18 protein-coding genes and 1 pseudogene are annotated in these 24,629 nt (G+C 73.9%); 5 read left to right on the top strand and 14 right to left on the bottom strand.

What is annotated here, in order from left to right; genetic code table 11:
* Positions 1–64 precede the first annotated feature (64 nt).
* A complete protein-coding gene (locus ACIRVF_RS02990; RefSeq protein WP_402812720.1) occupies positions 65–1,489 on the top strand; it encodes a PspC domain-containing protein in 1,425 nt (474 codons plus the stop codon).
* Entirely contained in the window at positions 1,486–1,695 is a 210-nt protein-coding gene (locus ACIRVF_RS02985; RefSeq protein WP_402812717.1) for a hypothetical protein, read from the top strand. Before ACIRVF_RS02990 ends, ACIRVF_RS02985 begins: the two co-directional genes overlap by 4 nt.
* A gap of 16 nt (positions 1,696–1,711) precedes the next feature.
* Here ACIRVF_RS02985 and ACIRVF_RS02980 read toward each other — a convergent pair whose 3' ends face one another.
* From ACIRVF_RS02980 to ACIRVF_RS02945, 8 genes and pseudogenes are all read right to left on the bottom strand, one after another.
* Positions 1,712–1,996 (bottom strand): ubiquinol-cytochrome c reductase iron-sulfur subunit, encoded by a 285-nt coding sequence (locus ACIRVF_RS02980; protein WP_402812983.1) that lies wholly within the window; start codon positions 1,994–1,996, stop codon positions 1,712–1,714.
* 222 nt (positions 1,997–2,218) lie between these two features.
* Positions 2,219–2,746: pseudogene (locus ACIRVF_RS02975) on the bottom strand (DoxX family protein); the annotation flags it as partial.
* A 193-nt stretch (positions 2,747–2,939) separates the two neighbouring features.
* Positions 2,940–4,508 carry a glutamine-hydrolyzing GMP synthase gene (gene guaA / locus ACIRVF_RS02970; protein WP_402812715.1) on the bottom strand — a complete coding sequence of 523 codons (1,569 nt, stop codon included), beginning with the start codon at positions 4,506–4,508 and terminating at the stop codon, positions 2,940–2,942.
* 1,020 nt (positions 4,509–5,528) lie between these two features.
* Positions 5,529–7,187, bottom strand: a complete 1,659-nt coding sequence (locus ACIRVF_RS02965) for a hypothetical protein (RefSeq protein WP_402812712.1) — start codon at positions 7,185–7,187, stop codon at positions 5,529–5,531.
* 341 nt (positions 7,188–7,528) lie between these two features.
* Entirely contained in the window at positions 7,529–9,334 is a 1,806-nt protein-coding gene (locus ACIRVF_RS02960) for a GMC oxidoreductase (RefSeq protein ID WP_402812710.1), read from the bottom strand.
* Between the two features lie 88 nt (positions 9,335–9,422).
* The gene (locus ACIRVF_RS02955) at positions 9,423–11,063 is read right to left on the bottom strand and encodes a succinic semialdehyde dehydrogenase (RefSeq protein WP_402812708.1); all 1,641 of its coding nucleotides are present in this window, start codon (positions 11,061–11,063) and stop codon (positions 9,423–9,425) included.
* A 114-nt stretch (positions 11,064–11,177) separates the two neighbouring features.
* On the bottom strand, positions 11,178–12,950 hold the full coding sequence (locus tag ACIRVF_RS02950; protein WP_402812705.1) for a protein kinase: 1,773 nt from the start codon (positions 12,948–12,950) through the stop codon (positions 11,178–11,180).
* A gap of 162 nt (positions 12,951–13,112) precedes the next feature.
* The gene (locus ACIRVF_RS02945; RefSeq protein WP_402812703.1) at positions 13,113–14,201 is read right to left on the bottom strand and encodes a protein kinase; all 1,089 of its coding nucleotides are present in this window, start codon (positions 14,199–14,201) and stop codon (positions 13,113–13,115) included.
* A 57-nt stretch (positions 14,202–14,258) separates the two neighbouring features.
* Here ACIRVF_RS02945 and ACIRVF_RS02940 point away from each other — a divergent pair, with 57 nt between their 5' ends.
* Positions 14,259–14,789 carry an SHOCT domain-containing protein gene (locus tag ACIRVF_RS02940; RefSeq protein ID WP_402812700.1) on the top strand — a complete coding sequence of 177 codons (531 nt, stop codon included), beginning with the start codon at positions 14,259–14,261 and terminating at the stop codon, positions 14,787–14,789.
* A 3-nt stretch (positions 14,790–14,792) separates the two neighbouring features.
* On the opposite strand, the gene ACIRVF_RS02935 is transcribed toward ACIRVF_RS02940, so the two are convergent.
* Positions 14,793–16,709: a serine/threonine-protein kinase gene (locus tag ACIRVF_RS02935; RefSeq protein ID WP_402812697.1), complete on the bottom strand. Its 1,917-nt coding sequence runs from the start codon at positions 16,707–16,709 to the stop codon at positions 14,793–14,795.
* Positions 16,710–16,961: 252 nt separating this feature from the next.
* On the opposite strand from ACIRVF_RS02935, the gene ACIRVF_RS02930 reads away from it, so the two are divergent.
* Positions 16,962–17,528 carry a hypothetical protein gene (locus ACIRVF_RS02930; RefSeq protein WP_402812695.1) on the top strand — a complete coding sequence of 189 codons (567 nt, stop codon included), beginning with the start codon at positions 16,962–16,964 and terminating at the stop codon, positions 17,526–17,528.
* 321 nt (positions 17,529–17,849) lie between these two features.
* Here the strand turns inward: ACIRVF_RS02930 and ACIRVF_RS02925 are convergent, their stop codons facing one another.
* The 4 genes from ACIRVF_RS02925 to ACIRVF_RS02910 form a co-directional block, all read right to left on the bottom strand.
* Positions 17,850–18,977 (bottom strand): GuaB3 family IMP dehydrogenase-related protein, encoded by a 1,128-nt coding sequence (locus tag ACIRVF_RS02925; RefSeq protein ID WP_402812692.1) that lies wholly within the window; start codon positions 18,975–18,977, stop codon positions 17,850–17,852.
* A gap of 167 nt (positions 18,978–19,144) precedes the next feature.
* Positions 19,145–20,647 carry an IMP dehydrogenase gene (gene guaB, locus ACIRVF_RS02920; RefSeq protein ID WP_380418054.1) on the bottom strand — a complete coding sequence of 501 codons (1,503 nt, stop codon included), beginning with the start codon at positions 20,645–20,647 and terminating at the stop codon, positions 19,145–19,147.
* A gap of 280 nt (positions 20,648–20,927) precedes the next feature.
* On the bottom strand, positions 20,928–21,644 hold the full coding sequence (gene shbA, locus ACIRVF_RS02915; protein WP_402812688.1) for an RNA polymerase sigma factor ShbA: 717 nt from the start codon (positions 21,642–21,644) through the stop codon (positions 20,928–20,930).
* A 335-nt stretch (positions 21,645–21,979) separates the two neighbouring features.
* Positions 21,980–22,591 (bottom strand): response regulator transcription factor, encoded by a 612-nt coding sequence (locus ACIRVF_RS02910; protein WP_014136228.1) that lies wholly within the window; start codon positions 22,589–22,591, stop codon positions 21,980–21,982.
* A gap of 563 nt (positions 22,592–23,154) precedes the next feature.
* Between ACIRVF_RS02910 and ACIRVF_RS02905 the strand changes: the two genes are divergently transcribed.
* Entirely contained in the window at positions 23,155–23,481 is a 327-nt protein-coding gene (locus tag ACIRVF_RS02905; protein ID WP_380418051.1) for a WhiB family transcriptional regulator, read from the top strand.
* Between the two features lie 97 nt (positions 23,482–23,578).
* Here the strand turns inward: ACIRVF_RS02905 and ACIRVF_RS02900 are convergent, their stop codons facing one another.
* Positions 23,579–24,577: a LysR family transcriptional regulator gene (locus tag ACIRVF_RS02900; protein WP_402812685.1), complete on the bottom strand. Its 999-nt coding sequence runs from the start codon at positions 24,575–24,577 to the stop codon at positions 23,579–23,581.
* Between the last annotated feature and the right edge of the window lie 52 nt (positions 24,578–24,629).

Here is a 24,629-nt window from a genome sequence, read left to right as displayed (position 1 = left end):
TCAGGGTACGGGCAGGGCCGTACCCGGTTGGGCCCGCCCGCCCCCTGCCGGAAGGATGGTGCCCATGACCGAGGACCACCGCATCCAGGAGGCCGGGCCCACCGCCCCGCCGGAACCGGAACGCCCCCCGCTGACCAGGACCGAGCACCACCGCGTGGTGGCCGGCGTCTGCGGCGGGCTCGGGCGGCACCTGGACATCGACCCGGTGGTGTTCCGGGTGGTCACCGTGGTGCTCTGCCTCTCCGGCGGCCTCGGGCTCTTCCTGTACGGCCTGGCCTGGCTGATCGTCCCGACCGAGGACGGCGCCGACGGCAAGGGCCGCGGCGGGCGCACCGAGCTCCAGCGGGTGCTGACCGGCCGGGTCGACGGCCAGTCGATCGGCGCGGTGCTGCTGACCGTCATCGGCACCGGGGTGTTCTTCTCCTCGATGGGCGACGGCGACCAGCTGTTCCCGCTGCTGCTGCTCGGCGGCCTGGTCTTCATGGCGGTGCGGTACGACCCCGAGCGCCGCCGCGGCCGGGGCCGCGGACGCCGCCACGGCGGCCCCTACGACCGCTACTTCCCCGACCACGACGGCCACGGCCACCCGCAGGACGAGGCCGCCCGGGCCCGGCACGCCGCCGCCCAGGCCGCCGGGACCGCCCCCGCCGACTCCCCCGCCCCCGGCCCCAGCGGCTACCTGTGGGACCCCCGCCACCCCGAGCGCAACCCGTACGGCGCGGCCGACCCGGCCGGTCCCACGCCCGCGTACGGCACCAAGGTGCCGCCGCCCGGCGGCCCGGCGCAGGCCTGGTGGCAGCGCACGGACCTGCCGGAGGGCGACCCGCTGCGCAAGGAGCGCCCGGAGCGCCGCCGCGAGCCGGCCGCCGTCCGGCCGCCGAGGGAGCGCTCGCCGCTCGGCTTCTTCGGCTTCCTGCTGGCGATCGGCGCTGCCACCGCGGTCTGGTCCGCCTCGGTCGGCCACACCGACGTCACCAAGCTGAGCACCGTCGTGCTGGCCACCGGGCTGCTGGTGATCGGCCTCACGCTGCTGCTGGCCGCCAGGTTCGGCCGGGCCCGCAGGCTCGCCGTGCTGGGCCTGCTGACCACCCTGGCGCTGGCCTTCGCCGGCCACGCGCCGCACACCGTGCAGGACGCCATCGGCGACCGCACCTGGACGGTCGGCTCGGCCGCCGACCTGAAGGACCGCTACAACCTCGGCGCCGGCGACGTCCGGCTGGACCTCTCCCGGCTCGACCCGGCCGGGAGCACCCTCACCACCGAGGTCGACCTGGGCGCCGGCGAGCTGGCGGTCACCGTGCCGCCGAACGTCACGGTGAACCTGGTGGCCCGGGTCGGCCTGGGCAACGTCAGCGTCCCCGGCGACCGCCGGGACGGCACCGGACGACACGTGTACCGGATCGACCCCGTGGGCGGTCAGCCGTCCAAGGGCACGCTCGATCTCCAACTCGGCCTCGGCCTCGGCGACATCAAGGTGGTCCAGCAGTGAGGAAGCACCGGCTCGACCTGTTCTCGCTGATCGCGGGCGGCCTGTTCACCGTGATCGCGCTGCTCTACCTGGTCGCCGCGCTCAACGACCGGTCGGTGAACGGACGGATCGTCGTCCCGGTCACCTTCATCGTGCTCGGCGTCGGAGGCCTGGCCGGCGCGGTCGCCGCGGTGGCCCGCCGGGGCAAGCCGGACCGCGAGGAGTAGGGCGGCCCCCGCGGGCTCAGCTCTGCAGCGGGCCCAGGGTCAGCTTGTCGCCGTCCTTGCCTACGCCGTACCTGGGCAGCGGCTTGACGGCGGGTCCGTTGACCACGGCGCCGGTCGCGGCGTCGAAGCGGGAGCCGTGGCAGGGGCAGTGGAACTGGCCGTTCTTCGGCGCGTCGACCGCGCAGCCGGAGTGGGTGCACACCGAGGAGAAGGCGCAGTACTGGCCGGCCTTGGGCTGCACGATGTAGACGGCGTCCCCGGTGGCCGGGTCCTTGACCTGGGCCGAACCGCCGACCGGCACGCTCGCCGCGGCCACCGTGGGGGCGGGCGCCGCGGGACCGGACGCCGTGGTGCCGGGGGCCGGGGCCGCGGACTCCTTGGGCGCGGCCTGCCTGCCCCGGCCGAAGGTGCGGGTCAGCGAGCCGGCCAGCAGCCCGGCACCGCCGATCGCGACCGCCGCGATCCCGCCGTCCACCAGCGCCCGGCGCTTGACGTGCTCCTCGGTCAGCCCCCGCGCGCGGTCCCGACCGGCCCGCCGGGCCAGGTAGCCGTCCACCGACAGGTACGGCGTACCGGCCAGCAGCAGCGGCGTCCAGGCCATCAGGTAGCCGAGGTCGTTGCCGAGGTAGTACGGCGACACGTTCCAGCTGACGGTCAGCCACAGGCTCAGGTTGATCAGCGCGCCGCCGAGCGCCGCGACCCGGCCCCACAGGCCGACCAGGGTGCCGAGGCCGACCGCCAGCTCACCGAAGGCGACGGCCAGCGCGGACAGCGTGGGCGCGTCCAGGGCCGGCCCGAGCAGGAAGGCGATCGGACTGCCGCCGGCCTCGGCCGCCCGGGTCTGCGAGACGAAGGAGGCCGGATCGCCGGCGCCGGCCAGGAAGTGGGCGTCGGACAGCTTGTCCAGGGCCGCGTAGACGAAGGTGACGCCGAGGAACAGCCGCAGCGGCAGCAGCGCGTACCGGGACGCGAACGCCCTCCGCTGCGCCGCCCGGTCGGCCCGCTCGGCCGCTCCCCCGTCGACCGCCTCGGAGCTGCTGACCTCCGACATCCCTCACACCTTCCCTCACGGCCTGCCACTCCCTGACAGGTCCGGTCCGCATTCTGCCCGCTCCTGCACGCTTTCGGTGGGAGGTCCCACCCGGGGGCCGCGAACTCCCCACCGGGGGAACGAACGGCCGCGCCGCCGCTCCCGTACACGGGAACGACGGCGCGGCCGGACAGGCCCTGGCGGTGCGGGAGTGCTACTCCCACTCGATGGTGCCCGGCGGCTTGCTGGTGACGTCGACGACGACGCGGTTCACGTCGCGGACCTCGTTGGTGATCCGGGTGGAGATCCGGGCCAGCACGTCGTACGGCAGGCGCGACCAGTCGGCGGTCATGGCGTCCTCGGACGAGACCGGGCGCAGCACGATCGGGTGACCGTAGGTGCGGCCGTCGCCCTGCACGCCCACGCTGCGCACGTCGGCGAGCAGCACGACCGGGCACTGCCAGATCTCGCGGTCCAGACCGGCCGCGGTCAGCTCCTCGCGGGCGATCGCGTCGGCGTCGCGGAGCAGGTCCAGGCGCTCCTTGGTGACCTCGCCGACGATCCGGATGCCCAGGCCCGGGCCCGGGAACGGCTGGCGCTGGACGATCTCCTCCGGCAGGCCGAGCTCCTGGCCGACCATCCGGACCTCGTCCTTGAACAGCTTGCGCAGCGGCTCGACCAGCTGGAACTGGAGGTCCTCGGGCAGGCCGCCGACGTTGTGGTGGGACTTGATGTTGGCGGTGCCGGTGCCGCCGCCGGACTCCACCACGTCCGGGTACAGGGTGCCCTGGACCAGGAAGTCGACCGACTCGCCGTGCGCGCCGGCCTCGGCGACGATCTCGGCCTGGGCCTGCTCGAAGACCCGGATGAACTCGCGGCCGATGATCTTGCGCTTCTCCTCGGGGTCGGTGACCCCCTTCAGCGCGTTCAGGAAGCGCTCGGAGGCGTCGACGACCTTCAGCTGGACGCCGGTGGCGGCCACGAAGTCCTTCTCGACCTGCTCGGTCTCGCCCTTGCGCATCAGGCCGTGGTCGACGTAGACGCAGGTCAGCCGGTCGCCGATGGCCTTGTTGACCAGGGCCGCGGCGACCGCGGAGTCCACACCGCCGGACAGGCCGCAGATCGCGCGCTTGTCGCCGACCTGCTCGCGGATCAGGGCGATCTGCTCCTCGACCACGCTGCCGGTGGTCCAGGTCGGGGCGATGCCGGCGCCGCGGTAGAGGAAGTGCTCCAGGATCAGCTGGCCGTGGTCGGAGTGCAGCACCTCGGGGTGGTACTGGACGCCGTACAGACGGGCCTCGTCGTTCTCGAACGCCGCGACCGGAACCAGGTCGGTGGAGGCGGTGACGGTGAAGCCCTCCGGGGCGGCGGAGCAGGCGTCGCCGTGCGACATCCAGACCGAGTGCTGCGCCGGGACGCCCTCGAACAGGGTCGAGCCGGTGCGGGAGACCGTCAGCGGGGTGCGGCCGTACTCGCGGGCGCCGTTGTTGTCGACGGTGCCGCCCAGCGTCTTGGCCATCAGCTGGAAGCCGTAGCACATGCCGAAGACCGGGACACCGGCCTCGAAGATCGCGCGGTCGAGCTGCGGCGCACCCTCTTCGTAGACCGACGACGGACCGCCGGAGAGGATGATCGCCTTGGGGTTCTTGGCGAGCATCTCGGCGACCGGCATGCTGCTCGGCACGATCTCGCTGTAGACCCGGGCCTCACGCACCCGACGGGCGATGAGCTGGGCGTACTGGGCACCGAAGTCGACCACCAGGACGGTGTCGTTGTCCGGCACGGACTGGACGGGAATTGCAGAGGACACAGACGGCCTTCCGGCAGCGGTATCGAGGTGTCGCGCTGAACCGCCGCCCCGGGCGGGGCTGCGGCGGCGGACGGGTGTGGGTGTCTGAACACCGATTCTACCGGGCTGTCCGGTTTCACTCGTCTGCACGTCCAAAGGACCGTGACCGGGCGGGGCCGCGCTTCGTTGCTTCTGACGACCGGACGGCCGCGCCGCGTCCGCCAGACGCGCCGCCACCGCCCCCGACCGGGGGCACCGCCGTACGGACTGCAGGACCACGCGTGGAGCTTCACCCCAGTCCACCGGCGCACGTGGCGCCGCCGCCCCGGCCCGCCGGGGAGCGCGGCACCGTGGGACCGTGCGCGGGTGCCGCGGCCGGCCAGCAGGGGACAGCGACCCCGGCCGCGACTGGGCCGAGAGGTGGGACGGCCGGCTCCCGGGGACGCCCGGGAGCCGGCCGTCGCACCGATTGTTCGATCCGGGGCGCGCTCCGGGCGCACCTCCCCCACCGTCCCGCGCTGCTACGCGCGTCCCCGTGCGCCGCAGCCTGTCGACCACTACGCACCGTGATCATTCGGCCACCGTCGTCGGCACACGGAGTGGTTCGAACTGCGCCGAACCGGTTGCAGAGCGGCCCCTCCGTCCAGCACGATGCTCCCTGTGAACGGTTCTCCCGGCAGCCGGCAGGCACGCCGCGGGGGCCCGGACCGATGTCTCCGCCGTCGCCGCGCAGGAAGGCGACAGCGGCTCTCACTTCACGCTCCGTGAGCGTGGGACCGGCGCAGACCTGCCCGCCGACCCCGCCGCCACACGGAAGCGCGCCCCGCTCGCCGGCCACCCACGCCGGCACCGAAGGGGCACGACCACGAACCGACCGACAGGACGGCGCTCCTCCCCCGGCGCCGTCACCCCCAGCACCTGGCGCAGCCCTGACGCCGAGTGCTGAGCGACAAAGGGCCCCGTACCCCCGCGGGGCCCTTTGCCCTTTCCACCTCTGGCACGGGTGGTCGCGTCCTACGGGTGGTCGCGCCAGACGCTCGGGTCGACCGGTTCCTCCGGCGGCCGCGGCGCGGCCCCGGGCCGCGGCGGCGTCCCGGCGGCGGGCGCGGGCGGCGCGTCGTGCGAGCCGAGCACCTCGCTCACCCCGATCACCGGCGTGTCCGCCACCGGCCCGGCCGGGTGCGGCACCGCCGGTGGCACCGGGCCGTACGGCGGCGCCTGCGGGGGCACTCCGGGCGGCATCACGCCCGGCACCGATCCGGGCGGCGGGCCCGCGTAGCCGGGTCCGCCGGGATGCGGCGCCTCCGGCGGCACCGGGCCGTACGCCCCGCCCGGCGGTACCGCACCGTACGGTGCCGTCGCGCTCCGGCCGCCGAGCGCCGCCAGCAGCGCGGGCACCAGCAGCGCACCGGCCAGCGCCCAGACCGCACCGGCCAGCAGCAGACTGAGGAACGCCAGCCCCACCGAGGTGTCCTGGGTGGAGGGCGCGTCGTCCGCGCCGCCCCAGCCGCCGGAGGTCGCCCCCTGGAGGGACATCGAGGTGCTGAACAGCCCGCCGGAGGCCGCCGTCAGCGCGACCAGCAGCACCGCGTACACCGCCGCCAGCCGGAACCGGTCGGCCGTGTCCAGCCGCCGCCGGTAGGCCGTCCAGCCGAGCAGGCCCGCCGCGGCGAGCGCCAGCAGACCGGTCCAGCGCCAGTCCGCGCTCTCTCCGTGCAGGTCGAAGAAGGAGAACTCCCGGTGGCTGTCGCCGTAGTCGCTCCACCCCGGGACGGCTCCCCTGGTGGTGTCCGACCGGACGGTGGCGCCCGAACCCAGGCCGAGCAGCAGCAGACCGAGGTTGGGCAGGAAGGCCAGCGAGACCGGCGTCTGCCAGTCCTGGTCGCTGTTGGCGGCGATCAGCACGAAGGCCGTCACCGAGACCAGGCCCAGGGTCAGCGCGAGCGCCTGGCCCGCCGTCAGCGCGGCCACCGCCCAGCCGCGCACCGCCCGGCTGCGCCAGGCGGCCCAGCGCATCGCGTCGGTGCCGTAGACGGTGAAGGCCAGCAGCCCGCCCACCAGGAGGGTCCAGCCGAGTGCCCAGACCCAGCCGGAGCCCGTGTCGAGGGACGGCTTCCCGAGGCCCGGGGCGGAGCCGTAGTAGTCGTCGTCGCTGCTCCCCGGGTTCCAGCTGGTGCCGGCGACCAGGCCGAGCACCACGGTCACCAGTCCGAGCACCACCGCCGTGCGCAGCGCCTCACCGGCCGCCTGGCCGCGGGTCAGCTGGGAGCCGTCGGCCTTGCGCCGGCGCAGCCCGGCCCGCAGGCCGAGCCAGAGCGCCAGGCACCACAGGACGGTGACCGTCATCGGCACCGCCCAGAAGGTGACGTCCAGGTTCTCCGAGCGGCCGCGGGTGATCGGGTTGTGGAAGCCGAGCCGGAACGGCGCGCCCAGCGCGTTCAGCGCCATCGCCAGGGTGGAGAGGAAGCGGTCGCCGAATTCGGGGGTCGGGAAGGCCTGGTCGAGGGTGTAGTCGCTCGGGACCGCCGCGACCAGCGCCGCCAGCAGCAGCACCGCGGTCGGCCCGGCGGCCGTCCGCAGCGCCGGTCCCCAGTCCGCGCCGGTCAGCCGACGCAGCAGCGGCGACCGGGCTCCCTTCGGGTAGTACGGCTGCCCGGCGCCCCAACTGCCCACCGCGGGCGGTCCGCCGACCGGCGGGTACCCGGCGCCCGCCCCCGGACCGGGCGGCGGCGGGTAGTACCCGGGGGGCCCGGCCGGCTGCGGTACGGCGGGCGGCGCGACGGCCGTCGGGGGCGGGGGTGCCGCCGGGGGCGGGGGTGCCGCCGGCCGTCCGCACGAGCCGCAGGCGGGCGCCCCCTCCACCGAAGTCGCGCCGCACGATGCGCAGTTGGCCATGGACCGCATTCCCCCCGCTCGACGAGTCCCGGGTCCCCCCAGGGAGCCCGTTTATCCCATCGGACCCGAACGGGTGTCAACCGGAAAGCGACGCCGTCGGATTGGCCTCCGGAGCCGGTTCAGCCGCGCTTCTTCGGGACCTCCGGGACGGGCAGCATCGGCAGTCGCAGCGCCCCGAAGGCGCCCTCCGGCACGGCCGGGCGCACCGGCGCGACCGGGTCGACCCGACGGTAGGCCTCACCCTGTGCCGGGCGCCGGTCCGCCTCGCCCTTGTTGGGCCACATCGACAGGGCGCGCTCGGCCTGCGCGGTGATGGTGAGCGAGGGGTTGACGCCGAGGTTGGCGGAGACGGCCGCGCCGTCCACCACGCTGATCCCGGGGTGCCCGTACAGCCGGTGGTACGGGTCGACCACTCCGGTCTCGGCGGTGTCGCCGATCGGGCAGCCGCCGAGGAAGTGCGCGGTCATCGGGATGTCGAAGATCTCGCCGACGGTGCTTCCCGGGAAGCCGTTGATCTCGTCGGCCAGCGCCTGGGCACCCTTCTCGGCGGCCGGGATCCAGGTCGGGTTGGGCTCGCCGTGGCCCTGGCTGGAGGTGAGCCGGGGCTTGCCGAGCGGGCCCTTCTTGAGCGAGACGGTGATGGAGTTGTCCAGCGACTGCATCACCAGGCCGATGATCGTCTTCTCGGACCAGCCGCGCTGGTTCATCGAGCGGCCGAAGGTCACCGGGTGGAGCACCGAGTTGCCCAGGTAGCGCAGCCAGCGCGGGGCCCTGCCACCGCCCTTGACCTGGGCGATCGACAGCGCGCCCATCGCGTTGGAGCCCTTGCCGTAGCGAACCGGCTCGATGTGGGTGTTGGCGTCCGGGTGGATCGAGGAGGTGATCGCGACGCCCTTGGTGAAGTCCGCCTTGGTGCCGTAGCGCCGGTCGGTGGTCTGCGCGCCCACCAGCGCCTCGGAGTTGGTGCGGGTCAGCTCGCCGAGCCGGTCGGAGATCCGGGGCAGGTGGCCGGCGTCCCGCATCCGGTGCAGCAGCGACTGGGTGCCGTAGGTGCCGGCCGCGACCACCACCCGGGCCGCGGTGATGGTCCGGGCACCCGCCTTCACCCGGTCGGTCCTCGACCGGGAGTCGGTGCGGCGCACGTCCACCGCGTAGCCGCGGGGCCCGTCGGCTCCCCCGAGCTCGCGGATCCGGGCCACCGTGGTCAGCGGGTGGATCTCCGCGCCGCCCCGCTCCGCCAGGTACAGGTAGTTCTCGGTGAGCATGTTCTTGGCGCCGTGCCGGCAGCCGGTCATGCACTCGCCGCACTCCACGCAGGCCTTGCGGGCCGGGCCGGCGCCGCCGAAGTAGGGGTCGGCGACCTCCTCGCCGGGTGCCGCCCTGGTGGTGCCGTCGGTGTCCTTGCCGTCCCCGAAGAAGACGCCGACCGGCGCCATGTGGAAGGTGTCCCCGACGCCCATCTTCTCGGCCGCCGCCCTGAGGTGGACGTCGGACGGGGTGACGGTCGGGTTCAGCCGGACCCCCAGCATCCGCTGCGCCTGGTCGTAGAACGGCGCCAACTCCTCCTGCCAGTCGGTGATGTGGCGCCACTGGCGGTCCTCGAAGAAGGCCTTCGGCGGCACGTACAGGGTGTTGGCGTAGTTCAGCGACCCGCCGCCGACCCCGGCGCCGGCCAGGATCAGCACGTTGGCCAGCAGGTGGATCCGCTGGATGCCGTACAGCCCGAGCTGCGGCGCCCACAGGTAGTTCGGCAGGTCCCAGGAGTTCCGCGGCAGTTCGTCCCGCTCGAAGCGCCGCCCGGCCTCCAGGACGGCGACCCGGTAGCCCTTCTCGGTCAGCCGCAGCGCCGCGACCGAACCGCCGAAGCCGGAGCCGACCACGACCACGTCGTAGTCGAACTCCGCCGAACCGCCGGACTCCACCATCTGCCACTGCTCCTTCGGGGATCGAAACTGCCTGGGGAAAGCCCGGTCGGCGCCGCGCGGACCGCGGCCCTGCTCGAACCGCACGGCCCTACTTGAAGCGCAGCGCCTTGAGCGCCCGCAGCCCGCCGGTCATCACGGCGGCGAACTGCTTGTCGTCCAGCCCGAACGAGGGCGCGATCGGCATCAGCCGCTGGGTGGCGATGGTCTGCGCCTCGGTGAAGCGCAGGATGCCGTCGGCGCCGTGCCGCCGGCCCAGCCCCGAGTCGCCCATGCCGCCCATCGGCGCGGCCACCGAGCCGTACGCGGCCGCGTAGGCCTCGTTGACGTTGACCGTCCCGGTGCGCAGCCGGGCCGCGACCGCCCGGCCGCGCCGCAGGTCCCTGGTCCAGACGCTGGAGTTCAGGCCGTACGGCGTGGAGTTGGCGGCGGCGACCGCCTCCTCCTCGGTGTCGAAGCGGTAGACCGCGACGACCGGGCCGAAGGTCTCCTCCGCGCAGACCGCCATCTCCGGGGTCACCCCGTCCAGGACGGTCGGCTCGTAGAAGTACGGGCCGAGGTCGGGCCGGGCCCGCCCGCCGGTCAGCACGGTGGCGCCGGCCTTGACCGCCTCCTCCACGTGCCGGGTGGTGGTCTCCAGCTGCCGGGCGGAGACCAGCGAGCCCATGTCGGCGCCGTACGCCAGGCCGCCGCCCAGGCGCAGCGCCCGGGTGCGGGCGACGAAGCGTTCCAGGAACCGGTCGGCCACCGAGCGGTGCACCAGCAGCCGCTCGATCGAGATGCACAGCTGCCCGGCGGAGGAGAAGCAGGCCCGTACGGCGCCCGCGGCGGCCGCGTCGACGTCGGCGTCGGAGAGCACCAGCATGGCGTTCTTGCCGCCGAGTTCGAGCGAGGCGCCGACCAGCCGGGCGGCGGCGCGCTGGGCGACCTCGCGGCCGGTACGGGTGGAGCCGGTGAAGGAGACGTAGTCGGCGTGCTCCACCACGGCGGGGCCGATCACCGGGCCGTCGCCGATCACGACCTGCCACAGGTCGGCCGGCAGCCCGGCCTCGATCAGCAGCTCCCGGGCCCACAGCCCGGTCAGCGCGGTCTGGGTGTCGGGCTTGTTGACCACCGCGTTGCCGGCCACGAAGGCGGGCAGCAGGTCCCCGACGCACAGCTCCAGCGGGTAGTTCCACGGCGAGATGTGGCCCACCACCCCCTTCGGCCGGCGGGCCTCCACGGTGTGGGTGAGCACCGGCAGCGCACCGCCGCGGCGCCGGTCCTTCAGGTAGCCCTGGGCGGCGCGCCCGTAGTGCCGGGCGGCCATGGCGACGGCCAGGACCTCCTCGAAGGCGTGCAGCCGGGCCTTGCCGGTCTCGGCCTGGACGAGGTCCAGCACCTCGTCCTGCCGCTTGAGCAGCAGGTCGTGGAAGCGCAGCAGCACGGCCGCGCGGCGGCGCACCGGCAGCGCGGCCCAGGCGGCCTGGGCGCGGCGGGCCAGCTGGAAGGCGACCTCGACGTCGGCCGGGGTGGACTGCGGCAGACCGGCCAGCCGCTCACCGGTCAGCGGGGCGACGGTCTCCACCACGTTGGGCTCGGCGGTGGCGGTGACCCCGGTGGCCAGCCGGTCGACCAGGGACCGGGGGACGGCGGTCGCGACGGTCCGGCCGCCGCCGGGGGCGGTCGGGTTGCCGCCCGCGGGGGCGCCGGGGTGTTCGGTGGCCACTGCGTCTGCTGTGAGGTCCGACATACGGCGCAGCCTAGGCCTTCGGCGCCCGGCGCGGTACCCGTCGGTAACAAGAATCTGCCGCAGTCGGGCGAAAGCGGGGCGCTCCGCCCTCACCGCCCAGCCGTGCGCCCCGGCTCAGCGGGTCGGTGTGAAGTGGTTGAGGACCGTGGTGAACCGCTGCTCGGCCTGCTGCCAGTCGTCGCCCTTGTCGGGACTGGACGCGTAGATCGCGTAGGCGGTGCCGTCCTCGTCGATGAACTCGGTCTCGATCGCCCGCCGGCGTCCGCCCTCCTTGGCCGCGTAGCTGAACTCCCAGGTGGCCGCCTCGTGGCCGTTGACCACGGCGCCGGCCATCCGGTGCTGCTTGTAGTCCTTGAGCGACTTGGAGACGTTGACCTCCATCTGCCGCATGTGGTCCAAGGGCTTGACCGACTGCCCGACGGTGACCGCGAACTGCAGGTAGTGCACCCGGTTGTCGGGGCTGTAGAAGATCTGGTTGCTGTCGGTGCCGAGGCTGCGCTGCCAGGCGGGGTTCCCGGTCGGCAGCGGGAAGCGGAAGCCGGCCTGGTCGTCGACCCAGTGGTAGCCGGCGGGGGCGGGCGCCCCGGGGGTCGCGTCGCCGGTCGCCGGCACGTCGGAGGGTTCGGGGGTGTCCGGCTGCGCGGTCGGGGTGGGGTCGGCGCCCGGGGGGTCGGTCAGCTGCCGGGTGGCGAGGAAGGCCGCTCCGGCGGCCAGCACGCCGACCGCCACGGCGATGGCGAGGAGCCTCAGCCGCTTGCGGCGTCCGGCCGGACCGGCAGCGGGCGCGGAGGAGTGCGCGACCGGCGCACCGACCGGGGTGTGCGCCTGCCCGGCGGCCACGACGGGCACCTCGAACGGCACGGCGACCGACGACACGGCGGTCGGCGCGATCCCGGCCGGACGCGCGTCGGTCGGGTCCTCCGAGCCCACCACCGACGGCTTGGCGGTCCCGTCCGGCCCCTCGTTGCGGTCCACCACCGGCACCGACTGGGTGGGCGTGCGCACCGGCGCGGCCGACGGCACCACCGACGACAGCCCCATGGTGTGCCCGGCCTGCACCTCGGCCAGCATCCGGGCCGCCTCGTCCGCGCTCGGCCGGTCGGCCGGGTCCTTGGCCATCAGCGCGGCCAGCACCGGCCCGAGCGGCCCGGCCCGGCGCGACTCCGGCAGCGGCTCGTCGACCACCGCGGCCAGCGTGGTGATCGGCGAGTCCCGGCGGAACGGCGACTGGCCCTCGACCGCCGCGTACAGCGTCGCCCCGAGGCCCCACAGGTCGGAGGCCGGCCCGGGCCGCTCGCCCTGGGCGCGCTCGGGCGCCAGGTAGTCCGGCGAGCCGACCAGGTCGCCCGGCCGGGTCAGCTCGGTCGAGCCCTCGTACTTGGCGATGCCGAAGTCCAGCAGCACCACCCGCCCGGTACCGCGCTCCAGCAGCACGTTGGCCGGCTTGACGTCCCGGTGCAGCACCCCGAGCTGGTGGCCGCGGTGCAGCGCGGCGAGCACCTGGCTGCCGACCTCGGCGGCGGCGCGCGGCGGCAGGGTGCCGTCCTGGCTGATCACGTCGGCCAGCGAACGGCCGTCGACCAGCTCCATCACGATCCACGGCCGGCCGTCCTGCTCCAGCACGTCGTGCACGGTGATCACACCGGGGTGCTTGATCCTGGCGGCGGCGCTCGCCTCGCGCTTCATCCGCGTGTGCAGGATCTGCAGGTCCTCCTCCGGCAGGTGGTTGACGGTCAGCTCCTTGACCGCGACCTCGCGGTCCAGCATCCGGTCCCAGGCCCGCCAGACCGTGCCCATACCGCCCCGGCCGAGCCGCTCACCGAGCTCGTACCGCCCGGCCAGCAACCGCTCCGCCTCGGCCGCCTCCGGCCGGTCCTGCACGCCCATCGGCGACCGCTCCCCCTCTCGATTCCACTTGCCGTCACCGCGGCGGAAAGCCCGCTGCAGACCACTGTTCGAACAGATTCCACGGACACCCTAGGCGCACCTCGCCGAGCCCGGTAATCTCGCCCACCCCCCGGACCTGCGCACCGGCGGGTACCCGGGCCGTCAGCCCGCGAACAGCACCACGGCGACGATGCCCAGGACCAGCAGCAGGAACACTCCGCCCACCAGCAGCGGTCCCAGCATGGCCGGTGGTATCCGGGAGCTCCCGCCACCCCGCGCCCCGCCGGACTCCGGCGCGCGCCCACCCGGACGCCCGCGCCGGCGCGGCCGCAACGGCACCAACGGCGCCTCCGGCTTCAGCTCCACCTCCCGCGCCGTCCGCTCCTCGTCGACCGGCTCCGGCGCGCCCGCCAGCAGCGCCGCCAACTCGCCCCGCACCGCCGGGGCCGCCGGCCGCAGCGTCGGATCGGGCTGCAGCAGCCGTTCGACCAAGGGTGCCAACGGCCCGCAGACCACCGACGGTTCACGCCGGCCCTCGCGGACCGCCGTCACCAGCTCCGGCACCCCGACCTCCAGGAACGGCGAGCGACCGGTCACCATCCGCTGCAGCAACGCCCCGAGCGCCCAGCAGTCCCCCGCCGGGCCGCCGTCCAGCGGCCAGCGCTCGGCCACCGGACCCACCAGCGTGGCCCGCACCTCGTACCGCCGCCGCCCGCCCGGCCCGCCGAGGTCCTCGGCCAGCGCCTCCTGCGCCACCCCGGCGAGCAGCCCCCCGAGCATCGCCGCACCGTCCTCGCAGACCAGCACCGACTCGGCGGTCACATTGCCGTGGGTGAGCCCGGCCTCGTGCAGCGCCCGCAGCGCACCGGCCAGGTCCGCCGCCAACTCGGCCGCCCGGTACGGCGGGAGCGGCCCGGCGGTGAGCAGCTCGGCCAGCGTCCGGCCCGCCGGCCGCTCCTCCACCGTCCACAGCAACTCGCCGTCGACGAAGGCGCCGACCCCGCGCAGCAGCCGCGGATGCCAGCCCGGCGCGGTCGAACCGACCGCCGCCACCCGCCGCACCAGCCGGTCCCCGTGCCCGGGATTGGGCTCGTCGGGGTCCTGCCCGGAGGTCAACAAAGCGGGCAGCTCCACGGCGCGCAGCAGCACCGACTCGCCGGTGTGCTCGTCCACCGCGAAGGCTCGCAGCAGTTCGGGACGGTCCGTCAGCCGGTACCGACCCGCCATCAACTGGCCGGGGCCGCCTCGCATGCCAGTTCCTCTCGCTCACCGAACAGCCTACTGAGCGGCTCCTTTAGGCTCGATCCCATGGACTGGACCGATCTGATCGACACCGCCTTCAAAGTGGCGGGCAACAGCAACCAAGCCAACCAGGCCGAGGCCGTCCGCACGGTCGAAGCGGCCGTCATCGACGGCGAGGAACCGGTGGCCTCCACGGCCGGGCGGCACCCCGACCACTTCCGCCGGGGCGTGCTGGTGCTCACCACCCACCGACTGCTCTTCCTGAAGGACGGGAAGCCACCGGTACCGGTTCCGCTCACGGCCGTCACCGACGCCACCGTGGCCCGCACCAAGTTGAACGGCGAGGTGCTCACCGTCGTCGCCCTGACCGGCTCCCACCGCTTCGAGGACGTGATCAAGGCCGAGCCCTTCGCCGAGCGGATCCGCGAGACCGCCCGGACCGCCCGCGCCACGCCGCAACCGCCGGCGCTCTCCCGCACCGCTCCCGCCACCGGCGACCAGCTCATCGACCAGCTGGAGCGCCTGGCCGCCCTGCGCGCCTCCGGAGCACTCACCGAGGAGGAGTTCAGCCGCGCCAAGCAGCGCCTGATCGGCTGAGCCCTACGGCGCCGGCTGGAAGCTGTCGAACACGACGTCCCGGGCGGAGGCCTGCGCGGCCCACTGCGCGTCCGGGACGATCCAGTAGATCGCGTAACCGTACTTGGCCGGATTCCCGGTCACGAAGCCCCGGTTGAGCGAGTGCGTCTTGGGCGTGCCGTTGGTCCACTCCCAGTCCGCCGCGTTGGTCCACTGCCGGTAGGTGATCGCGGCCAGGTTCAGCCGCTGGTAGTTCGTCACCTGGCCACGGATGGTGGGCTCCGAATCCTGCCAGTCGGCGAGGGCGCTCGCACCCGGCGAGGTCGTCCACTCGATCCGCAGCTGGCTGCCGTCGGCCGGGTTCTTGAAGATCCGCCGGTTGGAGTCCGACCCGGCCGGCTGCAACCAGTCCGGCAGCGTCACGGAGAACCCGCTCGGATCCTGGTACGCGTGGTAACCCGCAGGCACCGCGCCGCCCGTGGTCTGCGTCGGAGCCGGCTCGGTCGCCGGGGCCCGGGACGCCGGGGGCGCAGCAGCCGTGGCCCCCGTCGTGCCGGTCGGCTCCGCGGGAGCAGGAGCCGACTCCGTCACGGTCGCCTCCGGACTCCGACTCGGCGTGGTGGCCTCACTGGTCGCCGCGACCGGCGAGGTGGCCCCCGCGCTGTGGGTGCTCTCCCCCTTCGCGTTCCCGTCCCCGCCACCCACGGCCTGAACCACCGCGAGGATCCCGGCGATCAACAGCAGCACCAGCACCACGGTGACCACCGCCAACCGCCGCCGCCCCGTACGCGGGTCGGCCCCGGCCGCCTGGGTCGCCCCCATCGTCCACTCGCTGGTCACCGGTCGGATCGGCTCGGGATCAGGCGCCGGCACCGGCACCGGCTCGGCGGCAGCCTCCGCGACGGGCTCCTCGTCCCGCGCCCGGCTGCCCACCCGGACCGTTCCCAGCAACCCGCCCACGGTCCGCTTGGGCGTCTCCGCCGCCGCCCCTGCCTTCTCCCCCTCGTCCCCGGCCTTCTCGCCGGTCCTGCCCTTCTCCGCCACCGAGTCCGCGTCCGCCACCGCCCCGACCGGCATCGCGTGCTCGGTCGTCGACTCGGCCTTCGCGGTCGCCTCCGCCACCACCCGCTTGAGCATCGACCGGGTCTGCGAGGCGTCCAGCCGCTTCGCCGGGTCCTTCTCCAGCAGCCCCTCGATCACCGGCAGCAGCGGCCCGGCGTTCGCCGGCGTGCTCAGCTCCTCGGTCATCACCGCGGTCAGGGTGGCCAGCGCCGAGCCGCGGTCGTACGGCGGACGCCCCTCGACCATCGCGTACAGCGTGCCGCCCAGCGACCACAGGTCGGCCGGCGGCCCGGGCTTCTGCCCGCGCGCCCGCTCCGGGGATATGTACGAGGGCGCGCCGACCAGCATCCCGGTCGAGGTGATCGAGGCGTCGCCCTCCACGCTGGCGATCCCGAAGTCGGTGAGCACGACCCGGCCGTCCTCGCCGATCAGCACGTTGGACGGCTTCACGTCCCGGTGCAGGATGCCCAGCGCGTGCGCCGCGCTCAGCACGCCCAGCACGTCCAGCGCGATCTCCGCCGCCCGGACGGGCGTCAGCGGCCCGTCCTCCCGGACGACGTCGGCCAGCGAACGGGACTCGACCAGCTCCATGACGATCCACGGCCGGTCGTCCTCGTCGACCACGTCGAAGACGGTCACCGCCGAGTTGTGCCGGATCCGCGCCGTCGCCTTCGCCTCGCGCAGCGTCCGGACGATCAGCCGGTGCTTCTCCTCCTCCTCGACGCTGGCGTTCATCCGCAGTTCCTTGACCGCGACGGTCCGGCCCAGCATCTCGTCCTCGGCGCGCCAGACGGTGCCCATGCCACCGCGTCCGAGCACACCGTTCAGCCGGTATCGGCCGGCCAGGAGGCGGCCGGTGGAACCCTGCGCCTGGGTCATTCGGAACGTTCCCCCATGTGCTGCTGGCGGTCGTGGTGACGGCGCGTCGGCCCGGCCAGGGCCCGAACGCCCAAGCCTCCATCATCCCCTGTCCGGAGGGGCGACTACCACCCGCCCCCCGGCCCAAGCCGGGACGAACCGGAACGGGTGCGACGCTCTGTGCCCGATCTGTGATCGAAAACTCGCCAAGATCTGCCCGAACCGCTGCTACCGTTCGGCAGCTCATAGTCTTTCCGGGGGGACTCGACGCCCATGACCGCACCCACGCCGGGCACTGACGGACCATCGATCCGACCGCGCACCGCCCAGCACTACTCGGTCGCACCCGTCCTGGACACCCCCGAGGGCTACGTCGCCCCCGGCATGCCCGGCGTCCCCGTCACCGGCTACGACCCCGGCACCCCCACCCCCCACCGCCGCAAACCCCGCCGCCGCACCGGCCTCGCCCTCCTCCTCGCCCCGCTCGCCGCCCTCCTCGCCGGCCTCGCCTACGGCTGCGCCCCCCTGCGCGCCGCCGACAGCCTCGGCTGGCTGACCATCGCCCAAGCCGGCCTGGTCTCCCTCCCCCTGGGCCTGCTCGGCGGCCGGAACCGCTTACTCCCGCCCCTCGGCGCCCTCCTCTCCGCCGGCGCCCTCCTCCTCGGCCAGCTCATCCAGCAGCTCCGCCTCGTCCACGCCGACACCACCACCCCCCGCACCCTCCTCCAGCACACCCTCACCTCCTGGCGCGCCGACCTACGCCCCCTCGACCTCGCCTTCTACGCCATAGCCCTGACCGGCGGCTTCCTCCTCACCCGCCGCACCGCCACCCGCACCTGACCACCCCTCCGGGAACACATCACAGGGGGATGCGCTGAGCAAGGGGTGACTGCCGCAGAGGCAGTAGAAGAGGCGGCGGAGGGCACGCCGCAAAAGGGGCACCGGCAGCAGGCGCCCGTGGAACGGGCGGTCGAAGGTAGCTGCGAGAGAGGCGGGGCCGGGGACCCCCACACACCCCCGGCCCCCCCCGCCCGGGGGGGGGGGGGGGCCCCCCCCCGCCCCCCCCCCCCCCCCCACCCACCCCCGGAACCGCCCCCGGCGTCACCCACCCTCCCGAAAGCCCCACCCCCAACAGCAACCCCCCGAACAGCCTCAATCCCCTCAGCGGTGAGCCAGCGCCGGATTCACCGTCACCTCGACCCGCTGGAACTCCTTCAGCTCCGTGTACCCCGTAGTAGCCATCGCCCGCCGCAGCGCCCCGAACAGGTTCATCGTCCCGTCCGGCGTGTGCGACGGCCCCGTCAGGATCTCCTCCGTGGTGCCGACCGTCCCGAGGTCCACCCGCTTCCCGCGCGGAAGCTCCTCGTGGACGGCCTCCATCCCCCAGTGGAACCCCTTCCCCGGAGCATCCGTGGCCCGGGCCAGCGCGGCGCCGATCATCACCGCGTCCGCGCCGCAGGCCACCGCCTTCGGGATGTCGCCGCTGTACCCGACCCCGCCGTCCGCGATCACGTGCACGTAGCGCCCGCCGGACTCGTCCATGTAGTCGCGCCGCGCCGCCGCCACGTCCGCGACCGCGGTCGCCATCGGCACCTGGATGCCCAGCACGTTGCGGGTGGTGTGGGCCGCCCCGCCGCCGAACCCGACCAGCACGCCGGCCGCGCCGGTCCGCATCAGGTGCAGCGCGGCGGTGTACGTGGCGCAGCCGCCGACGATCACCGGGACGTCCAGTTCGTAGATGAACTGCTTGAGGTTGAGCGGCTCGGCGGCACTGGAGACGTGCTCGGCCGAGACGGTGGTGCCGCGGATGACGAAGACGTCGACCCCGGCGTCCACGACGGCCTTGGAGAACTCGGCGGTGCGCTGCGGCGAGAGCGCGGCGGCGGTGACCACACCGGAGTCGCGGATCTCCTGGATCCGCTGCTTGATCAGCTCGGCGCGGATCGGCGCGGCGTAGATCTCCTGCAGTCGGCGGGTCGCGCTGGCCTGGTCGGTGATCGAGGCGATCTCGTCCAGCAGCGGCTGCGGGTCCTCGTAGCGGGTCCAGAGGCCTTCGAGGTTCAGCACGCCCAGGCCGCCGAGGCGGCCGATGGCGATGGCCTGCTGCGGCGAGACCACGCTGTCCATGGGGGCGGCCAGGAACGGCAGCTCGAAGCGGTAGGCGTCGATCTGCCAGGCGATCGAGACCTCCTTCGGGTCACGCGTACGGCGGCTGGGGACGACGGCGATGTCGTCGAAGGCGTACGCCCGGCGGCCGCGCTTGCCTCGCCCGATCTCGATCTCAGTCACTTCGAGCCCTTCTGGTTTGTTGCTCATGCCCGCCGGGTCACCCCGGCCGACCCCAGTATCCCGTACTACCGCCGACGGCGCCCCGACGGCCCACGCCCCGGACGCACGGGGGCCCGCCGCTGCGGTGCAGCGACGGGCCCCTCAGGCGGTCCGGCCGATCAGTACGCTCAGCGGGCCGAGTAGTTCGGCGCCTCGACGGTCATCTGGATGTCGTGCGGGTGGCTCTCCTTGAGGCCGGCCGAGGTGATCCGGACGAAGCGGCCCTTGCTCTCCATCTCGGCGATGGTGCCGGCGCCGACGTAGCCCATGGTCTGGCGCAGACCGCCGACCAGCTGGTGCAGCACGGCGGACAGCGGGCCGCGGTACTGGACCTGGCCCTCGATGCCCTCGGGGACGAGCTTGTCGTCCGAGGCGACCTCGGCCTGGAAGTAGCGGTCCTTGGAGTAGGAGCGGCCCTGGCCGCGGGACTGCATGGCACCCAGCGAGCCCATGCCGCGGTAGGACTTGAACTGCTTGCCATTGATGAACAGCAGCTCGCCCGGGGACTCCTCGCAGCCGGCCAGCAGCGAGCCCAGCATCACGGTGTCGGCACCGGCGGCCAGCGCCTTGCCGATGTCGCCGGAGTACTGCAGGCCGCCGTCGCCGATGACCGGCACGCCGGCCGCCCGGCAGGCCTGGGCGGCCTCGTAGATGGCCGTGATCTGCGGGACGCCGATGCCGGCGACGACGCGGGTGGTGCAGATGGAGCCGGGGCCGACGCCGACCTTGACACCGTCCACGCCGGCGTCGATCAGCGCCTGGGCGCCGTCCCGGGTGGCGACGTTGCCGCCGACCACGTCGACCCGGACGGCCGACTTGATCTTCTCGATCCAGGCCAGCGCGTTGTGGCTGTGGCCGTGCGAGGTGTCGACGACCAGGAAGTCCACGCCGGCCTCGACCAGGGCCTGGGCCCGGTCGAAGGCCTCGGCGCTGGCGCCGACGGCGGCGCCGACCAGCAGACGGCCCTCGGCGTCCTTGGCGGCGTTCGGGTACTGCTCGGCCTTGACGAAGTCCTTGACGGTGATGAGGCCCTTGATCCGGCCCTCGTCGTCGACCAGCGGAAGCTTCTCGATCTTGTGGCGGCGCAGCAGCGCCATCGCGTCCTCGCCCGAGATGCCGACCTTGCCGGTGATCAGCGGCATCGGGGTCATGATCTCGCGGACCTGGCGGCTGCGGTCCGACTCGAAGGCCATGTCACGGTTGGTGACGATGCCGAGCAGCTTGCCGGCCTCGTCCGCGATCGGCACGCCGGAGATGCGGAACTTGGCGCACAGTGCGTCGGCCTCGGCCAGCGTGGTGTCCGGGCCGACCGTGATCGGGTCGGTGACCATGCCGGACTCGGAGCGCTTCACCAGGTCGACCTGGTTGGCCTGGTCCTCGACCGAGAGGTTGCGGTGCAGCACGCCGACGCCGCCCTGACGGGCCATCGCGATGGCCATCCGCGCCTCGGTGACCTTGTCCATCGCCGCGGACAGCAGCGGGATGTTGACGCGGACGTTCCGGGAGACCCGGGAGGAGGTGTCGACCTGGTTCGGCAGCACCTCGGAAGCCCCGGGCAGCAGCAGGACGTCATCGAACGTGAGCCCGAGCATGGCGAACTTCTCGGGTACGCCTGCGGCGTTGTAAGACATTTGGGGAGTACCTTCCGTGGCCGGCCTAATCCGCTCGCGCCCAGAGGGAGGGGCGCGTTGATCGCTCACTCGCACAGACCGCCGAAAGCCGGGTGACTTGGAGGAACCTCCAAAGGAACCGCCTGCGCACCCGCGAAACTTTGGCAACCTGCCCAGGCGCCGATACCCCATGGTACTGGCACCGCGAATGTGCCCTCGTGTGCCCTTGACAACAAGGACCCCCGCACCCCCATTCCGCTCGCCGGAACCGCGCCGGCCTGCGCCCCTCCGCCCCGGAGGGTCAGGAGGACTCCTCCGCGAGCGCCCGCAGCCGGCTGAGCGCCCGGTGCTGGGCCACCCGGACGGCCCCCGGCGACATCCCGAGCACCTCGCCGGTCTCCTCCGCCGACAGTCCGGCGGCCACCCGCAGCAGCACCAGTTCGCGCTGACGGGCCGGCAGGTTGGAGAGCAGTTCCTTGGCCCAGGCCGCATCACTGCTGAGCAGCGCCTGCTCCTCCGGGCCGAGCGCCTCGTCCGGGACCTCCGGCAGGTCGTCCTGCGGCACCACGGTCGAGCCGGGGCCGCGCATCGCGGCCCTCTGCAGGTCGGCGATCTTGTGGGCGGCGATGCCGTAGACGAAGGCCTCGAACGGCCGCCCCTGGTCCTTGTACCGGGGCAGCGCGCACAGCACGGCGACGCAGACCTCCTGGGCCACGTCGTCGACGTGGTGCCGGGCCCCGCCGGGCAGCCGGACCAGCTTGGCGCGGCAGTACCGCAGCGCGAGCGGGTGGACGTAGGCGAGCAGCGCGTCGATGGCCGGGCCCTCGCCGCGCACGGCGGCCGCGACCAGTTCGCCGACCAGGGGCGAGCCTCCCGTGCCGAGCACCGGGGGGCGTCCCGGACCGACCTCGGCAGCGGGGCCGCCGGATTCCGCGTACGACGGATCGTGGCCCGGGTCGGAGGGCTCGGCCTCCCCCGGGTCCGCCTGGCCGGCCACACCGGCGACATCGTCGCGCATCGGTCCATGGTGCCTGGTCGACCGGGAAAACGCGGCACCGCGTCCGGAGTTGTGCACCGGAACGTTATGCGCTGCGGCGCCGTACGGCGTGCCGCGCACCACCGGCCCCTCCTGCACCGTGCCGCCTCCCGCCCCGCCGCCCTGGGTGGTCCCGTCCGTCGCGCCGTCCGCCGAGTGTCCTGCGGCTGTGTGGTTCGCCGCAGTGCCTGTCCGCTGGTCCCCGAGGTGCTCCACTCCTCCATGGTGCAACCTCGGGACCGTAACGTCACACGCCTGTGCGGCCCCCGCTCCGGAATTCGACGGCGGCGCGCCGCGGCCGACGGCGGCGCCGGTGGTCAGCGGACCAGGCCCCAGCGGAAACCCAGCGCCACCGCGTGGGCGCGGTCGGAGGCCCCGAGCTTCTTGAACAGCCGTCGGGCGTGGGTCTTCACGGTGTCCTCGGACAGGAACAGCTCGCGCCCGATCTCGGCGTTGCTGCGTCCGTGGCTCATGCCCTCCAGCACCTGGATCTCACGTGCCGTCAGGGTCGGCGCCGCGCCCATGTCGGGGCTGCGCAGCCGGCGCGGGGCGAGCCGCCACGTCGGGTCGGCGAGCGCCTGGGTGACGGTGGCCCGCAGTTCGGCGCGCGAGGCGTCCTTGTGCAGGTACCCGCGGGCGCCCGCGGCCACCGCGAGCGCGACGCCGTCGAGGTCCTCGGCGACGGTGAGCATGATGATCCGGGCGCCCGGGTCGGCGGACAGCAGCCGCCGGACCGTCTCGACCCCGCCGAGGCCGGGCATCCGGACGTCCATCAGGACGAGATCGGAGCGGTCGGCCACCCAGCGGCGGAGGACCTCCTCCCCGTTCGTCGCGGTGGTGACCCGGTCCACACCGGGTACGGTCGCGACGGCGCGGCGAAGCGCCTCGCGGGCGAGCGGGGAATCGTCGCAAACGAGAACGGAAGTCATGACCGTCGTCCTCCGCAGCTGATCCGCGTCACGTTGAGCCTCCTGGCTGGTACGAACCTCTCCGACACGGCCGATCGGCGACAGACTTCGTACTGATCGCCCCGACTTGCCCGCGATCGTTCCCGACGTCCGGCGCCCGCTAACCGCCTCCGCACTTCCAACGACCGTCACTCGAATGAGTTACGGCCCTCAGGCCGTCTCCACCACTGTACGTGGCCAACCCATTACCGATCAGCCGCAGCGCGGTGCACACGCCGCACTTTTGCGCAGCTCGCGCGCGGTCGGCGTACGACCCGCACACCGGTGCGGCGTGTCGCGCGCCCCCCGGGCCACCCGATTGCCACGCCCGGGCCCAACGAAAACCCTTGCCCACTTTGCCCGTTTTTATAGCTTTCCTATGGTCATTGACTGTTGTGCCCGGGTGTGGGTGACTTGTCCATGGAGTTGCCTTAAGTCATATTTCCAGGTGTCCACACCAGCGCGGGACGCCCCGCCGGGCACCGCTCGGCAGCAGCCCGCCGAAGAGCCCGGCTGCCGCCGACCGCCTCTGAAGGGAATGAGCCATGGCAGATTTCTCCCGCCTCCCCGGTCCCAACGCGGACCTCTGGGACTGGCAGCTCTCGGCAGCCTGCCGCGGCGTGGACAGCTCGCTCTTCTTCCACCCCGAGGGCGAACGCGGGGCGGCGCGCAGTTCGCGCGAGGCCAGCGCCAAGGAGGTGTGCATGCGCTGCCCGGTGATCGCGGAGTGCGCCGCGCACGCCCTGGCGGTCCGTGAGCCGTACGGCGTCTGGGGCGGGATGACGGAGGACGAACGCGAGGAGATGCTGGGCCGCTCGCGGCACCGCCTGGTGGAGGTCCCGCTGGCCCCGCCGGCGGTCGCGCACCGCTAGACCCGCATCCGCGGTGCGCCGTGGAGAAACGTTTCTTCGCGGCGCCTCAGGCCGCTGCCGCGCCGTTCGGGGGCGCCGGGGCCCCCGCCACCGACCGTCAGCGGTCGGCCGCCGCACCCGCCAGCCGCTCCCGCATCAGCGCGACGGCCGGGACCTCGGCCAGGTCGGGCAGGGTCAGCGCCACCACCTGGCGCACCGCCGGCACCCCGGAGGCCGTCCGCACCGGCACCGTCGACACGCCGTCAGGACGCACCGACTGCAGGGCCAGCCGGGGCAGCACCGCCACCCCGAGCCCGGCCGCCACCAGGCCGACCACCGCCGGGTAGTCGTCGGTCGCGAAGTCGATCCGGGGCTCGAAGCCGGCCCCCGCGCACAGCTCCACCAGGTGCCCCCGGCACTGCGGGCAGCCGGCGATCCACTGCTCCCCCGCCAGTTCGGCCAGCCCCACCGGACCGCCCCGCCCGGCCAGCGGGTGGCCGGCCGGCAGCAGGCCCACCAGCGGGTCGTCCAGCAGCGGGGTCACCACCAGGTCGGACCAGTCGGTACCGGCCGACAGCTGCTGCGCCTCCAGGTTCGCCTCGGCCCGCGCCTCCCGCGGCGAGCCGTGCGCGGGCCCGGGCGCCGCGGCCGCACCGTCGGACTGCGGGTAGCGGAAGGCCAGGGCGATCTCGCACTCGCCGCCGCGCAGCATCGCCAGCGACTCCGGCGGCTCGGCCTCGACCAGCGACACGCGCACCCCCGGATGGCTGTCCCGCAGGCGGGCGACCGCGGGCGGCACCAGGGTGGAACTCGCGGTCGGGAAGGAGACCAGCCGCACCCGCCCGGCCCGCAGCCCGGCGATCGCGGCGACCTCCTCCTCGGCGGCCGAGAGCCCGGCCAGGATTCCGGTGGCATGCTTGAGCAGGACCCGCCCGGCCTCGCTGAGCTGCATCCCACGGCCCGAGCGGACCACCAGCGGGGTGTCCACCGACTTCTCCAGGGCCTTCATCTGCTGGCTGATGGCAGGCTGCGTACACCCCAGCTCGCGGGCGGCGGCGGAGAAGGAGCCGGTGCGGGCGACGGCACGCAGGACGCGCAGATGGCGGGCCTCGATCATGCCTCAGTTATAAGGCAATCTTTGCATTCTGCAAAATTCTACTGATAGTTGA

Origin of the sequence: Kitasatospora sp. NPDC101157 (genome assembly GCF_044768255.1) — a bacterium.
Classification (GTDB): Bacteria; Actinomycetota; Actinomycetes; order Streptomycetales; family Streptomycetaceae; genus Kitasatospora.
This window is presented reverse-complemented; position numbering and strand designations above follow the sequence as displayed.